Origin of the sequence: Breznakiella homolactica (genome assembly GCF_016616095.2) — a bacterium.
GTDB classification, from domain to species: domain Bacteria; phylum Spirochaetota; class Spirochaetia; order Treponematales; family Breznakiellaceae; genus Breznakiella; species Breznakiella homolactica.
Genome location: NZ_CP067089.2, coordinates 558,421 through 572,424, shown reverse-complemented (window position 1 = coordinate 572,424; position 14,004 = coordinate 558,421). Strand labels below are relative to the sequence as shown.

Genomic DNA, 14,004 nt, shown 5'->3' with positions numbered 1-14,004 from the left:
TGGAGTGAAAATTTATGAACATGAAAAAACGGTATATCACGGCGGCAGCGGCGGTTCTGCTGGCCCTGGTTTCCCCGGCGCTTTTTGCCCAGGAATCATTCGGCGGCTTTGACAGCGCCTCCCTTGGAGGCGACGACTCCTTTGGAGGCGACGGCTTCGGCGGATTTGCGGATGACGCTTTCGGAGGCGGAGGTTTCGGTTTCGCCGGCGGCAGCGCTCTTACCATCGGGGGAAAGGCATCCTTCGAGGCCCGGGCCATTCTGGGGGGAGACGCGTATAAGGACTATTTCGATATCGACGAGGCCGGTGACGGAATATACCTCTTCCCAAACCTGTCCCTGGATATTGGCTACTCCGGGGGCTTAGCGGAACTTTCGGGAACCCTGCAATTCGATGAGGCATCCATCCGGGATTACCCGGAGGATATCCTGGAGGAGCTGACCCTGCGGCTGTACGCCGGGAACTTTGTTATCGAGGGCGGAAAGATGAAGCTCGTCTGGGGCAAGGGGGACAAACTTCACGTGGTGGATAACTTCAACGCCAACGACTATACGGACTTTATCATCCCGGATTATATCGACCGGCGCATCGCCGAACCCATGTTCCGGGTGGCGTGGAACGGCCCCGCGGGACTGAGACTCGAGGGGGTTTACGCTCCCATGATGACCGCCGACCGGAGCGCCGCTTCGGGGATCTGGGCCCCGGGAAGCCTGGGGTCTATCACCGCTGTTACGGGAGAAGTCTTAGGAGCCCAGGCGGATATTGCCCTGCAGAACAACGACGCAGTGGCCCTGCTGGCCGCCGCCGCCAAGGCGGACAGCCTTCTTCCGGCCACCAGCAGTTTCGACTACGGCCAGGCCGGCCTCAGGGTCACCCATACACTGGGACCGGTTGACCTGGGAGCGTCCTACTATTACGGACACTACAAACAGCCCACGGCAGATCTCTCGGGTTATCTGGCGGCAAAGGCCTCGGGAAATCCCGCGGCTCTGGCCAGCGACACGGCGCTTCCCTCTTTGCACTACGACCGGCTTCAGGTTTTCGGCCTGGAAGCGGCGGCCGCGGCCGGCCGCTTTAACCTCCGGGGGGAAGCAGCCTACTACCTCACCGACGACACGAACGGGGACGATCCCTGGGTCCGGAACAACAGCTTCAACTGGGTGGCGGGGTTTGACGTGGACCTGCCGGTGCACAACATCAACCTGAATATCCAGAACCAGGGGTCATGGATCATGAACCACGATAAGATAGGCAGCGGCGCCGTTCCCGAACAGTACGACACTGACTACCGGAGCCACGGCAAAGCCACATCCAACCGTATCTCCTTCCTGGTGAGCGACACCTTTCTCCGGGATAAGCTTGAGCTGTCCTGCAACTTCATCTGGGGCATTGAAGGAAAGGAATTCCTGCTGCTGCCCAAACTTGACTGGAACATCACCGACGGGCTCAACCTTATTGTCTCGGGGATGTACATCAACAGCAATACCGACGGTGAATTTTACGATTACCGGGACAACAGCTTTGTCCAGATCGGCATGAGCTACAAGTTCTGATCACCGGCATGCCGTCCGTACCGGGAGCGGGCTATGGACGGCATCGTAATACTTTTTGAGAATCACGGCTAACAGCATGGTCAGCGCTTCGGAGATAATAAGCGGATACCAGAGCCACGAAGCGCCGAAGATCACCGGCAAAGTAAAAATCAAAATGGAATTGAGCACAAAGCCCCGGGCGCCGGAAATCACCAGGGCCTGGGCCGTCCGCTTAGTGGACAGGAAGTATGTCATATAGATGATACTCACCGAAGCGATTATAAAGGCCAGGCCGTAGACCTTTAAGGAGCTATGGGCGCTTTTGACCAGCCCGGGGCTGCTCAGAAAAAGCGACAGGGCCTTGTCCCCCAGGAAGAAGTACACCAGGTACAAAAGGGTTGAACAAACTAGATTGATCTTGAGCCCGGAGCGGAAAAAATACGACACATGGGAACGGTTCCCCGCGCCGAAGCTGTTTCCGATCAGGGGCTGCAGTCCCTGGGAGATGCCGAAGAAAAGGCCCATCATGATGGTGATAAGATAGGATATTGCGGAAAAGGCCGCCAGCCCCGGTTCCCCGGATAGCTTGAGCATCACCTGGTTGTAGCAGAAGATGGTTACCGGCTGGCTGAGCTGAACCACGAACTCCGGGAGTCCTCTTACAGCCACCTTGCGGCAGAGTTCCCGGCCCGGCCGGAACCGCCGGAACCGGAGGATGCCTTTCTTCCTGATAAAGTGGGTGGACAGGACCAGGCAGGCGATGATCTGCCCCAGACCGGAGGCAATGGCCGCGCCCTTGATGCCCATGCCGAAGGGAAAGATAAATAGCCAGTCCAGGAAAATATTCGCGACGGCGCCGCTGATCATACCCCAGAAAGCCAGGCCCGGACTGCCGTCGTTCCGTACGAAGGTGCAGCCCAGGATGGAGATGGTAAAAAAGATAGCGAAGAGGAAGTACCACCGGATATACACCGCGGTGTCCTCAAGCAGGACCTCCGTGGCGCCGAACGCCCGGGCCACCTGGTAGGGAAAGACCGCGCCGATAATCGTCAGCACCGCCGCCACCAGGGAAAGCAGAAAGATACTTGCCATGAAGGCTTCTTTGGCCTTTTCGTACTCTCCCCGGCCTTTGCGGATGGCCATGACCGTGCCGCCGCCGATGGTGAGCATGGATGCCAGGGCGGTCATTATTTCCGTAAAGGGCACCGCCAGGTTCACCGCCCCCAGGGCGTTTTCCCCCACGCCCCGGCCCACAAAGATCCCGTCCACCACGTTGTAGGTAAAGGACACTATCATGGCGCAGATGGAGGGCAGCACATAGCTGAGGATAGTTTTCCTGTTCGCTTCCAGAGTCATAGATTCTCCTCGCCCGGATTGACCGGGTACTTTTGGGAGTGTAAACTATGGAGTAACTTTACAGTCAAGGACAAACCGGAAAACATGGTAAAAAAGACCCTGCGGATCAGTGAATTCGCCGCCCTCTCCGGGATTTCCCGGGACAATCTCCTGTTTTTCGATAAGATCGGACTCCTCCCCCCGGCGGGAACCGACCGGGCCAACGGTTACCGGTACTACTCCTACCGGCAGATCGACACGGCCAGCGTGATCAACGCCCTCCGGGAGATCGGCATGCCCTTAAAGGAAATCAAGGCCTACCTGGCTGCCCGCACCCCGGAGAAGCTGGAAACAACTTTTCTGGGCCAGCGGGAAAGGCTGGAGGCCCAGATCGCGGGGCTTAAGAAAATACAGGATATTATCGACGTGCGGCTGGCCCTGGCCCGGGAGAGCCGGACCGCGGACACGGCCAGGCCCGTACTGGTCCGCCAGGAAAAGGAAGCTCTGTTTTTTGGGCCGCCGCTGCCCGCTTCCTACAACCTGGCCGAGGGCTGGGACTTTCTCCCGGATTTCTACCGGGCCTGTCTTAAGGCGGGAATACCCATGGGCTTTCCCGTGGGGACCCTGGTCTCCCGAAAGGCCCTGGCACGGGGCGAATGGCACCGGCCGAGCCGGTACTTTTACCGCCTTCCCCGGGGCCGCTATTCCGCAAACGGGACAAAGCCCGCGGGACTGTATCTTATCGGCTATGCCCGGACGGATTACGCTTTTACCGGGGATCTGTACAAAAAACTATTTTCCGTTATGAAAAAGCGGGAACTCAGGCCCGCAGGAAACGCCTATGAGGAATTCATGCTTGATGAGATTTCGGTACCGGACCCTGCGGAGTACCTGCTGAGGATAAGCATTCGGGTTGAAGAGAAATAACGCGGCGGCTACACGAAAAAAGCGGTTCCCGAAGGAACCGCTTTTCATTCTTTTCTGACTAAGATGTAAGATTAGAAGCTGGCTTTGACACCCAGGGTGGGAACAACAACAGCCTCGTCGCCCAGACCGCTGAATTCAACTTCGCCCCAGACCCAGAACATGTTGGTGATATGGTACTCAACTTTGGGAGTAATGCTGAAGATATCAAAATCTTTGTTCGCGCTGAATTCAACTTCCGCGTAGAGTCCGAAATCTTCCATTTCGTAGGAGATCAGCAGATCGGTTCCGGTGTACTCCGAATCGGGTTTGAAGTCCATATTAGCGGTTACGTGCGCTCCCAGACCGAAGGTGGACTGCCATCCCAGCCTGAAATTCACGCCAAGGCCAAGTTCATCATCGTCGTCCAGAACTCCCTGATGCATGGGGGTTATGGGAACTCCGACCCGTCCGAACAGGTCGCCGAAATCAAAGCTATGGGTGTACATAGCCCGGGGTTCGATAATCAGGTTATAGGTCCGCACATCATCACCCAAATCCGGCGCGAGGTGAAGATCGTGTTCGGTGTACACCCCGACGGTCAGCAGTCCGGGATTGCTGATCCTGAGGTTATAAAAACCTTCCAGCTCTCCGTACAGGTTCTGAACGTTGTCGGGATCGTCAAATGCGATGCCGTATTCGAGATAGGCCAGGATATCAAAGGCCCCGAAGGAATTGGCGTATTCGACGTTGGGAATAAGTTTAAAAACAACATCGTCGGCGACATCCCCAAGACTCACATCAACCCCGGCGGTAAAACCGACGCCACGATCATCAATGGCCGCTGCAAAACCAAAGACAAAACAAAACAAAAGAACACTCAATACAATCTTCTTCATCGTAAAACTCCATAATTCCGATGCTGAAAAATTTTCCCGTCTATACAGGCGGTGGTTTCTGCTTAAATACGGATACATTATGTATGAATCCATATCACACTTTGTAACACGGCCAAATACCATATTTGCACCTTTAAGGCAAATATTTTCCAGAAAATCTCTAAATTTTCATGACGCAAATTAACCAATGTTGATTCGTATCTTATCACAATTAGCATTGACTAACAAGTACCCAGCCCCGCCGCCGCCAAATACCGTTTTACATTGCTTCCGATTCCGTTTATACTGTTCACGAACGGCGCTGACAGCAAACATCAATCCGTAAAGATAAAATGCGCCGTGTTTTACCGGAAGGGTAGCTCAGGTCCGCTTCTGCGGCTCGGGTAGAGCAGTAACAATAAGCCTGGCAACAGGCTTTAACAGCAAAATACTAGGTCGCCGGTTCGAGTCCGGCCCCTTCCATTAAAAGCCTCCCGCATGGGCGGAAAAATAATTAAAGGAGGTCCAGGGTGGATTTTTTCGAAAAACTGCGGAACACGCTGAATAACGAAATGAACGTATCCCGAACGGAAAACAACGCCCTGGGCAGCAGGACTTCGGGAAAAAACCTGGTGGATTTAAACTTCGCCGTACCCTCCCTCAGAGCTGCCAGTGAAAATGACCTTGCCGGCCGGTATATGAAAGCATATTTTGATGACCGCCGGGCCGCGCTTCTGTGGCTGTTTTACGCCCGGGACATCCGCGGCGGCCTGGGGGAACGGCGGCTGTTCAGGATGATTCTCAGTTATCTGGCCATTCACCACGGGGAACTTCCCTTCAAAAAACTGATACCCTTAGTTCCCGAATACGGACGTTTTGACGATCTGCTGTGCCTTATGGGAACGAAACAGCAGAACCTTGTCCTGGATTTTTTTAAAGAACAGCTGGCCCGGGACCGGGCGGCCATGGAAACCGGCAGTTCCGTATCCCTTCTGGCGAAATGGCTCCCCAGCGTCAACGCCTCCAGCGCTGCCGCAAAGCTGGAGGCCAGGATCATCGCGAAGCACCTGGGGATGACGGAAAAACAGTACCGCACTACCCTTTCCGCTCTGCGGAAGTACCTGGACGTGGTGGAACAGAAGATGTCCCGGAAGGCCTTCGGGGAAATCCATTACGGAACGGTCCCGTCCAGGGCTAACGTGATATACCGGAAGGCGTTTCTCAGGCACGACGAGGAACGGCGGAAGGCTTTCCTGGAAAGCCTTAAAAACGGGGAAGAAAAAATCAACGCCGGGGCGGTATTCCCCCATGAGATTGTCCATGCCTATATGAACAGCCGCTTCAGCCCCGCAGCGTACGACGAATCCCTGGAACAGCTCTGGAAGGCCCTGCCCAGTCCGGCACAGGACATGGGGAACACCATCGTGGTGGCCGACGGTTCGGGAAGCATGAGCGTTAAGGCCGGCACCGGCTCCTGTTCGGCCCTGTCGGTGGCCAACGGCCTGGCGATCTACTTCGCGGAACGCTGCGGCGGTCCCTTCGCAAACCGCTATATTACCTTCAGTTCCCGGCCCCAGCTGGTGGACCTCGGCAAGGTCAAAAATCTTAAGGAAAAACTCGAGATTGCCCGCACCCACAACGAGGTGTCCAACACCAACATTGAAGCGGTCTTTGAGCTTATCCTCACCACAGCCCTTAAGGACCGGATGCCCCAAGGGACGCTGCCGAAGAACATCGTTATTATCAGCGACATGGAATTCGACGCCTGCGCGGAAAACGCCGATGCCCATCTGTTTAAACAGATTCAGAAGAAATATGAAACCAACGGCTACCGGCTGCCCCGGCTGGTATTCTGGAACGTGAACAGCCGGACCAACACCATCCCGGTACAGGAAAACCGTCAGGGAGTCGCCCTGGTGAGCGGGTTTTCAATCTACATCCTCAACATGGTCCTTTCCGCCAAGCTCGACCCTTATGAGTGCCTGCTGGACATTCTGGAGGATGAACGGTACGCTCCGGCAGCGGAAGTAATAGCTGCGTTGGAGTGATACGGCGTCCTTTATGCCCGCCCTTTTTTAATTATTTTCTAACGTACTCCTCATCATCTCCTAACAATATTCTGTGTACATTTGCCTTGTAATAACCGGGGGCCCTGGGTCTCCGGAATACCTGCAAGGAGAATAAATCCATGAAAAAGAATCTGATTCTTACCGGGATACTGCTGGGGACTGTGCTTACCGCGTCCCTTTTCGCCGAAGGGAATAAAGAAACGGGCCAGGGAACTGCCCAGCCCTACACCATCGAAGTTTCCGGTTCCACCTCGGTTACCCCGTTAATGGAACTATTCGCGGAAGAATATGCCAAATCACATTCCAGCATTACGGTGAATATCAATGGGACCGGGTCGTCCGACGGCATCACCGCGGCCAACCAGGGAACCAGCGAACTGGGAATGTCCAGCCGGACGCTGAAACCCGAAGAAAAGGGATACGGCCTGACTGAGCTTATCATCGCCCTGGACGGCATCGCGGTGATCGTCAATCCCAGCAATCCCGTGGCCAACCTTTCCATTGAACAGATCCGGGATATTTACGCCGGAAATATCACCGACTGGAGCCAGGCAGGCGGCAGGGCGGGGAAAATCGCCGTGGTTTCCCGGGAACCCGGTTCGGGTACCAGGGGCGCCTTTGAGGAAATCATCGCCTTTAAGGATTCCCTGGTTTTGGGAGCCACCGAGTTTGACGGGACCGGCGCGATAAAAGCGGAGGTTTCCAGAAATCCCAACGCCATCGGCTATATTTCATTGGGCTCCGCGGACAACTCGATCAAAACCGTGCCGGTTGAAAACATTGCGGCCTCTACCGCCAATGTAATCAACGGGACCTATAAAATCTCCCGGCCCTTTATCATCCTGTACCGGGAAGCAAAAACCAGCAGCAGCGCGAAGCAATTCATGGACTGGATGATGTCGCCCCAGGGCCAGGCTATTGCCGGAACAAGCTGGATTGCGGTGAAGTAAAAAAATCTATCTAAAAAAATGGGTCCGGGCGGCTGCGGTATATACCCCGGCCGCCCCTGTCTGAACAAACCATGGGAGAAAAACGGTGGGCATGAACCGTTACAAAACGGATATTCTTTTTAAGTATCTGGTCCGGGGGGCCTCGGGGATCGCGGTTGTTGCCCTGGGGGCGATCCTGTTCTTCGTGTTCTTCCAGGGGGCGGAACCCTTTGTGTCCGCCACCGCCCCGGGAATCCGCCTGGTAACCGAACAGATTGATGCCATCGAAGTGAACGGGACGCTTTACGAAAATCCTTCAACCTTCATCGATATACCCCGGGAAACCCGGGAACTGGCCATTCGGTTTTCCGGCGGCGGGAAATCCCGGTCCCTGGATATCACCGTGGATTCCGGGGAAACGGACCCTGACAAACAGCTGGTTTTTGAAACATTTGGTTCCGGAGAAATCAGTTCCCCCGAATCCTATGTGTACACCCTCACCTATCCGGGCCGGATGGCGGGCCTGGAACAGAAAATACATATCCTGCTTCCTGAGCCGCCCTACAGTGTGTTCAGGTTTCTTGGGGGCCTGGACTGGCGGCCCACCTACAATAAGGTTTACGGCATCCTTCCCATGATCCTGGGAACCATCCTGACCAGCCTGGGCGCGATCCTTCTGGGGGTGCCCATTGCCCTGCTCTGCGCGCTGTTCCTGGCGGAATTTGTTCCCGAAAAACCCGCCGCCCTGATCCGGGGAGGCATTGAACTGCTGGCGGGGATTCCTTCGGTGGTCTACGGATTCTTCGGCCTCATGGTGGTGGTCCCGGCGGTAAAACAGATCTTCAATGTGCCCTCCGGGAACGGCCTGCTTTCCGCGGTACTGATCCTGGGGATCATGATTCTTCCCACGGTAACCTCCATCGCGGAAACCTCCTTCCGGGCCGTATCCGGGACCAGCCGGGAAGCATCCCTGGCCCTGGGGGCCAGCAAAATGCAGACCGCCTGGCATGTGGTGCTGCCCCACGCCCGTTCCGGGGTGATCACGGGAATCATCCTGGGGATTTCCCGGGCCGTGGGGGAGACCATGGCGGTGATCCTGGTGGCGGGGAATTCCGCCCAGCTTATCAGGAGCCCCCTGGACAGCGTCCGGACCCTCACCGCCACCATTGCCCTGGAAATGGGCTACGCCCAGGGCCGGCACAGCCTGATGCTTTTTTCAGTGGGGGTGGTTCTGTTCATCATGATTCTGCTGCTCAACAGCGCCATCCTCTATATGCGGCGGCGTCTGGAAAAGGAGGCCTCGTAATGGAACTGGTAATTTCGCCCGCTGAAACCTGCGGCGGTATGATAAAACCGAAGAATATCATTCCTAAGGACCGGAAAAACCAACGGTTAACGGACCGCGTCCTCTGGTGGATTATGGCCGGGGCGGTGGCCCTGGTTATCGGCGTGCTGGGATTTATTCTGGCCTATATCGCCGGCCAGGCCCTAGGGCACCTGAACCTGGGGTTCCTCCTGGGTTCCGCTTCCCAGGGGGGAATCCTTCCCATGGCGGTAACCACCGTATATGTGGTGGCCGCGTCCCTGATCCTGGCGCTTCCCGTGGGAATACTCACCGCGGTGTTCCTGACCGAATACGCCGGGGATTCCCGGGGGGTCCGTATTCTGCGGCTGGCCATCGAAACTCTGGCGGGGATTCCCTCGATTCTGTACGGCCTCTTCGGGCTCCTGGTGTTCTGTCGGATTCTCGGGTTCGGGCAGTCCATCATTGCCGGGGCCTGCACCCTGAGCATCATGATACTGCCGGTGATTATCCGGACCACCGAGGAGGCGATAAAAACCATACCAGATTCATTCCGGGAAGGATCCCTTTCCCTGGGGGCGACCAAGTTCCAGACCATCCGCCATGTGGTTCTTCCTTCGGCCCTGCCGGGGATTGTTACTTCCGCCATCCTGGCCATGGGCCGGGTGGTGGGTGAATCCGCGCCGGTGCTGCTCACCGTGGGGATCGCTAAGAACATGCCCCGGTCTATCTTCGATTCCGGCAGGACCCTGACCATCCAGCTGTACTACCTTACCAAGGAAGCTATCAATCCGGAGGACTTCGGCATAGCCTTTGCCACCGCGGCGGTGCTCATCATCCTGGTGGTAATCATCAACACCGCCACCCGGATCATCTCCTCTAATTTCCGGAAAAAGCTGGGAGGCGGATTATGAATACCGCGGTAAAACTGGAGGTCCGGGACCTGGACCTTTTCTACGGGGAATTTCAGGCCCTGAAAAAGGTGTGTTTTTCCCTGGCGGACCGGGAAGTGGCGGCGTTTATCGGCCCCTCGGGCTGCGGCAAATCCACCTGTATCCGGGTGCTAAACCGGATGAACGACCTTATTCCTTCGTGCCGGATCACCGGAACCGTTACTCTGGACGGAGAGAATATCTACGGCAGTATGGATGTGACGGCGCTCCGGAGCCGGGTAGGCATGGTCTTCCAGAAGCCCAATCCCTTTGCCATGAGTATCTTCGACAATGTGGCCTACGGCCCCCGGATGCAGGGGCTTCGGGACAAGGTAACCCTCTCGGCCCTGGTGGAGGAATCCCTGAAAAAGGCCGCCCTCTGGGAGGAAGTCAAGGATCGCCTCAAAAAATCCGCCCTGAGCCTTTCCGGGGGACAGCAGCAGCGGCTGTGCATTGCCCGGTCCATTGCTATGGAGCCGGAGGTCATCCTCATGGATGAACCCACCAGCGCCCTGGACCCCATTGCCACTGCCAAGATTGAGGAACTCATCGGGGAACTTAAAAAAGAGTACAGCATCATCATTGTTACCCACGCCATGCACCAGGCCGCCCGGGTGAGCGACCGGACCGCGTTCTTCCTCATGGGGGAATTGGTGGAATGGGGAAACACCACCGATGTATTTACCAATCCCCGGGACCGGCGGACCGAGGATTATATCTCAGGCCGTTTTGGTTAATAGCCAAGTGAGATAACCCGGTTGGCTATCTCACTTGGCTTTGCAGTTTTACGGCCTCCCGGCCGTAAAACGTGCGTATTTTCAGAAGAAGTTGTTCAACAGCTGAAGTTGTTGAACAACTCTAAGGGAGCTTATAATGAATACCCGGACTATTTTAAATACCAAGCTGGATAACATCCGGGAGGAAGTTTTCCGCATGGCCGCCCTGGTGGAGGAGAATCTGGCTTCCGCTGCAACGGCTCTGCGGGAGGGAGATCCGGATCTAGCCGGGATGGTTAAGGTGTCCGACACTTTGGTGGACTCCCTGCAGCTTACCATCGAGGACGAGACCGCGGCGCTTATGGCCACCCAGTCCCCGGTGGCCCGGGACCTCCGGGAGCTGGTCTGTGTGTTTAAGCTCACGGGCAACCTGGAACGGGCCGGGGATTACGCGGTCCACCTGGCCAGGGCGGCGGCCAAGCTTTCCGGGGACCCGTCGCTGCGCTGCCTGGACCGGCTGGACAGTATGGCCAAGACCGGAGGACAAATGATCCGGGCGGCCATGGAGGCCTACCGGAACCATGACGCGGCCGCCGCCCGGCGGACCGCGGCCATGGATGACGATATCGACTGGGAGCATCGGGCTCTTACCGAGGAGCTGCTTACACTCATCAGGAAGCATCCGGAGCTTACGAAAAAGGCCGTCCGGATCCTCTCGGTGTCCGGTTTCCTGGAGCGCCTGGGGGACCATGTCACAAACATTTGCGAAGCGGTGATTTATATGGTAGAAAGTAAACATGAAGAACTTAACTGACGGGGCGGCCTGATGGCGGGAGAACGGATCCTTATTATCGAAGACGACCCGGATATCCGGGAACTGCTTTCCGTTTCCCTGGCAGGAACGGACTGGGAGCTTTCCCTGGCGGAGAGCGGCGAGGCCGGGCTGGCCCTGCTCCGGGAGAAGGGGGCGGACTGTCTGCTCCTGGATATTATGCTCCCGGGCATAGACGGCCTGGAAGTCCTCCGGCGGCTCAAGGCTAGGCCCGAGTGGAACGCTATTCCGGTGATCCTCGCCACGGCCAAGGGCGAAGAGGCGGATATCGTGGCCGGCCTTGACCTGGGAGCGGACGACTACGTGGTCAAACCCTACAGCCCCAAGGTGCTCACCGCCCGGGTCCGGGCGGCCCTCCGGCGCAGTGAAGCCGCCCCGGCCGGACAGGGTGAACCCGGCTTCTGGGAGGAAGGGGGTCTTTCCCTGGACGCCCGGCGCCACCAGGCTTTCTGGAAGGGCACGGCCCTGGATCTTTCCGCCACGGAGTTTGAGGTGCTGAGGGTCTTTCTCTCCCGGCCCGGAGAGGTCTTTACCCGGGGCAAGCTTATCGCCGCGGTCCGGGGGGATGATTACCCCGTCACCGACCGGTCGGTGGATGTACAGATTCTGGGTCTCCGGCGCAAGCTCGGGGAGGCCGGGGACTTTATAGAGACGGTCCGCGGCGTGGGCTACCGGTTTACCCCATCATGAAAACTATCTTCGGCAAAACCCTGGGTATCCTTTCCGCCCTGGTCCTGGGGCTTTCCTTCTGTTTTACCGGGGCCATGCTCCTGGTGATGAATTCCCTCTACTACGAGACCAACAGCCGGGACCTGGGGCAGAGCGCCCGGAGTCTTTCGGCCCTTGCGGACCTGGACCTGTCCGCGGAGCATGCGGGAACGGATAAACTTTTCGCCGCCCTGACGGAAACGCCTTACCGGCTCACAATTATCGCCCCTGACGGAAAGGTCCTGGCGGATACCCGCGGGTCGCCTAATTCCCTGGAGAACCACCGCCACCGGCCGGAGGTGGATGCGGCCCTGAGGGGAGAAGCCCTCACGATCCGGCGGAGGTCCCGGAGTTTGGGGAAGGCCCAGATCTACGCTGCCCTGCCGGTGTATGATTCCGCCGGGGACAGCGTCCAGGGGGTATTCCGCCTGTCGGTGACCATCCCCTCGTTCTGGGCCCGGGTGGCCCCGGGAGCCCTGCCCTTTCTCCCGGCGGCGCTCATCCTCTCCGCCATAGCGGTGCTGGGGGTCTGGGGTTTCGCCCGGAGCCTTTCGGCCCCGGTGTCCCGGCTTTCTGACCTGGCCGCGGCGGCCGGGCGGGACCGGCCGGAACCGGAAACCCTGCCCCTTCCCGCGGTTACGGATGTCCGTGAGTTTAACGAACTGGACGGCACCCTGCGGAGCATGGCGGCGGAGCTGAGCCGCCGCATCGACCGGGCGGAGTCCCAGAGCCGGCGGCTTGAGGCAATCCTCGGGGGCATGAACGAGGCGGTGTTTGCCCTGGATACGGAGCTTAAGATCCTTTTGGTAAACCCCGCGGCCCGGCGGCTGTTCGCCATTCCCGATACTCCGGGGTCCCGGTCCCTCCTGGAGGTTACCCGGTCGTCGGCCCTGGAGGAGAGTGCCCGGCGGGCTCTGGCCCGGGGCCTTCCGTCGGAGGAGGCAACGGAGCCGGAACTGGCTATCCCCGGAGACGGGGGTACCCGGTACTTCCGGGTGTACGCGGCGCCGCTTTCCGGTCCGGAGGGGGCGCTCGAGGGACTGGTGATGGTCCTGTCGGATGTGACCCGGCTCCGGCGGCTTGAGCGGGTACGGAAGGATTTTGTGGCCAATGTGTCCCATGAACTCAGAACACCGATCCAGCTGGTTAAGGGGTTTTCCGAAAATCTCCTGGATACGGATTTTTCCGATACTGAGCAGACCCGGCGGTTTTTGAAGATAATCCACCGGAACGCCCGGCGCATGGAGGATCTCACCGGGGACCTGCTTCTGCTGATGAACCTGGAGGCCGGGGACGGTCCGGGCCTTGAGCTGGAGGAGACGCCCTTAAAGGAGCTGCTTGCCGAGGCGGCCGGCATGGCCCGGGCCGCGGCGGATAAGAAGGACATAACCATTACCCTTTCCTGCGATGAGGAGTTAAACGCAAAGGTCAATCCGTCGTTTCTCATCCAGGGGGTGTTTAATCTCCTGGACAACGCGATCAAGTATTCCCCGGCGGGGACGGCGGTGGAGCTCCGGGCGTTCGCCAAAGACAGCGAGGCGGTGATTGAGGTGGCCGACCAGGGGCCGGGGATCGCGCCGGAGCATCTGGACCGTATCTTTGAGCGGTTCTACCGGGTGGATAAGTCCCGGAGCCGGAAGGCCGGGGGCACGGGCCTGGGGCTTTCCATTGTACGGCACATCGCCCTGCTCCACCACGGCAGTGTTGAGGCGGAGAGCCACGCCGGTGAGGGCTCGGTGTTCAGGATACGGATACCGGGGTGAGGAAAACAAAAAAGCCCATCCCGTGAGATTCAAATCATTGATTTCCCCCATAATTAAGAAAAAAATAAGAATTTTCCCCCTTGGCAGTTAAGATTTGCCCGGTA

Annotated in this window: 12 protein-coding genes and 1 tRNA gene; 11 read left to right on the top strand and 2 right to left on the bottom strand. The window is 57.8% G+C overall.

What is annotated here, in order from left to right:
• Positions 1 to 14: 14 nt before the first annotated feature.
• Positions 15 to 1,553 (top strand): DUF1302 family protein, encoded by a 1,539-nt coding sequence (locus tag JFL75_RS02890; RefSeq protein WP_215625194.1) that lies wholly within the window; start codon positions 15 to 17, stop codon positions 1,551 to 1,553.
• Here the strand turns inward: JFL75_RS02890 and JFL75_RS02885 are convergent, their stop codons facing one another.
• Complete coding sequence (locus JFL75_RS02885; RefSeq protein ID WP_215625193.1) at positions 1,554 to 2,888, bottom strand: MATE family efflux transporter; 1,335 nt, start codon at positions 2,886 to 2,888, stop codon at positions 1,554 to 1,556.
• A gap of 84 nt (positions 2,889 to 2,972) precedes the next feature.
• Between JFL75_RS02885 and JFL75_RS02880 the strand changes: the two genes are divergently transcribed.
• On the top strand, positions 2,973 to 3,794 hold the full coding sequence (locus JFL75_RS02880) for a MerR family transcriptional regulator (RefSeq protein ID WP_215625192.1): 822 nt from the start codon (positions 2,973 to 2,975) through the stop codon (positions 3,792 to 3,794).
• Between the two features lie 71 nt (positions 3,795 to 3,865).
• Here JFL75_RS02880 and JFL75_RS02875 read toward each other — a convergent pair whose 3' ends face one another.
• The gene (locus JFL75_RS02875) at positions 3,866 to 4,669 is read right to left on the bottom strand and encodes a hypothetical protein (protein WP_215625191.1); all 804 of its coding nucleotides are present in this window, start codon (positions 4,667 to 4,669) and stop codon (positions 3,866 to 3,868) included.
• 349 nt (positions 4,670 to 5,018) lie between these two features.
• Here JFL75_RS02875 and JFL75_RS02870 point away from each other — a divergent pair.
• From JFL75_RS02870 to JFL75_RS02830, 9 genes are all read left to right on the top strand, one after another.
• Positions 5,019 to 5,131 (top strand) — tRNA-OTHER (locus JFL75_RS02870).
• A gap of 47 nt (positions 5,132 to 5,178) precedes the next feature.
• Positions 5,179 to 6,696 carry a DUF2828 family protein gene (locus JFL75_RS02865; RefSeq protein WP_215625190.1) on the top strand — a complete coding sequence of 506 codons (1,518 nt, stop codon included), beginning with the start codon at positions 5,179 to 5,181 and terminating at the stop codon, positions 6,694 to 6,696.
• Positions 6,697 to 6,836: 140 nt separating this feature from the next.
• Positions 6,837 to 7,667 (top strand): phosphate ABC transporter substrate-binding protein, encoded by an 831-nt coding sequence (locus JFL75_RS02860; protein WP_215625189.1) that lies wholly within the window; start codon positions 6,837 to 6,839, stop codon positions 7,665 to 7,667.
• A 91-nt stretch (positions 7,668 to 7,758) separates the two neighbouring features.
• Complete coding sequence (pstC, locus tag JFL75_RS02855) at positions 7,759 to 8,952, top strand: phosphate ABC transporter permease subunit PstC (protein WP_215625188.1); 1,194 nt, start codon at positions 7,759 to 7,761, stop codon at positions 8,950 to 8,952.
• Positions 8,952 to 9,863, top strand: coding sequence for a phosphate ABC transporter permease PstA (gene pstA, locus JFL75_RS02850; protein ID WP_223292750.1), 912 nt, complete (start codon positions 8,952 to 8,954; stop codon positions 9,861 to 9,863). The genes pstC and pstA overlap by 1 nt, the downstream gene beginning before the upstream one ends.
• The gene (gene pstB / locus JFL75_RS02845; protein ID WP_215625187.1) at positions 9,860 to 10,618 is read left to right on the top strand and encodes a phosphate ABC transporter ATP-binding protein PstB; all 759 of its coding nucleotides are present in this window, start codon (positions 9,860 to 9,862) and stop codon (positions 10,616 to 10,618) included. Before pstA ends, pstB begins: the two co-directional genes overlap by 4 nt.
• A 136-nt stretch (positions 10,619 to 10,754) precedes the next feature.
• Positions 10,755 to 11,411: a phosphate signaling complex protein PhoU gene (gene phoU, locus JFL75_RS02840; protein WP_215625186.1), complete on the top strand. Its 657-nt coding sequence runs from the start codon at positions 10,755 to 10,757 to the stop codon at positions 11,409 to 11,411.
• 12 nt (positions 11,412 to 11,423) lie between these two features.
• Positions 11,424 to 12,119: a response regulator transcription factor gene (locus JFL75_RS02835; RefSeq protein WP_215625185.1), complete on the top strand. Its 696-nt coding sequence runs from the start codon at positions 11,424 to 11,426 to the stop codon at positions 12,117 to 12,119.
• Positions 12,116 to 13,900, top strand: coding sequence for a sensor histidine kinase (locus JFL75_RS02830; protein WP_215625184.1), 1,785 nt, complete (start codon positions 12,116 to 12,118; stop codon positions 13,898 to 13,900). The genes JFL75_RS02835 and JFL75_RS02830 overlap by 4 nt, the downstream gene beginning before the upstream one ends.
• Positions 13,901 to 14,004: the final 104 nt, after the last annotated feature.

Excerpts from the sequence above, each read along its gene's own strand:
- JFL75_RS02890 (WP_215625194.1), top strand. The coding sequence starts at position 15 with ATGAACATGAAAAAACGGTATATCACGGCGGCAGCGGCGGTTCTGCTG.
- JFL75_RS02885 (WP_215625193.1), bottom strand. The coding sequence starts at position 2,888 with ATGACTCTGGAAGCGAACAGGAAAACTATCCTCAGCTATGTGCTGCCC.
- JFL75_RS02880 (WP_215625192.1), top strand. The coding sequence starts at position 2,973 with ATGGTAAAAAAGACCCTGCGGATCAGTGAATTCGCCGCCCTCTCCGGG.
- JFL75_RS02875 (WP_215625191.1), bottom strand. The coding sequence starts at position 4,669 with ATGAAGAAGATTGTATTGAGTGTTCTTTTGTTTTGTTTTGTCTTTGGT.
- JFL75_RS02860 (WP_215625189.1), top strand. The coding sequence starts at position 6,837 with ATGAAAAAGAATCTGATTCTTACCGGGATACTGCTGGGGACTGTGCTT.
- pstC (WP_215625188.1), top strand. The coding sequence starts at position 7,759 with ATGAACCGTTACAAAACGGATATTCTTTTTAAGTATCTGGTCCGGGGG.
- pstA (WP_223292750.1), top strand. The coding sequence starts at position 8,952 with ATGGAACTGGTAATTTCGCCCGCTGAAACCTGCGGCGGTATGATAAAA.
- pstB (WP_215625187.1), top strand. The coding sequence starts at position 9,860 with ATGAATACCGCGGTAAAACTGGAGGTCCGGGACCTGGACCTTTTCTAC.
- phoU (WP_215625186.1), top strand. The coding sequence starts at position 10,755 with ATGAATACCCGGACTATTTTAAATACCAAGCTGGATAACATCCGGGAG.
- JFL75_RS02835 (WP_215625185.1), top strand. The coding sequence starts at position 11,424 with ATGGCGGGAGAACGGATCCTTATTATCGAAGACGACCCGGATATCCGG.
- JFL75_RS02830 (WP_215625184.1), top strand. The coding sequence starts at position 12,116 with ATGAAAACTATCTTCGGCAAAACCCTGGGTATCCTTTCCGCCCTGGTC.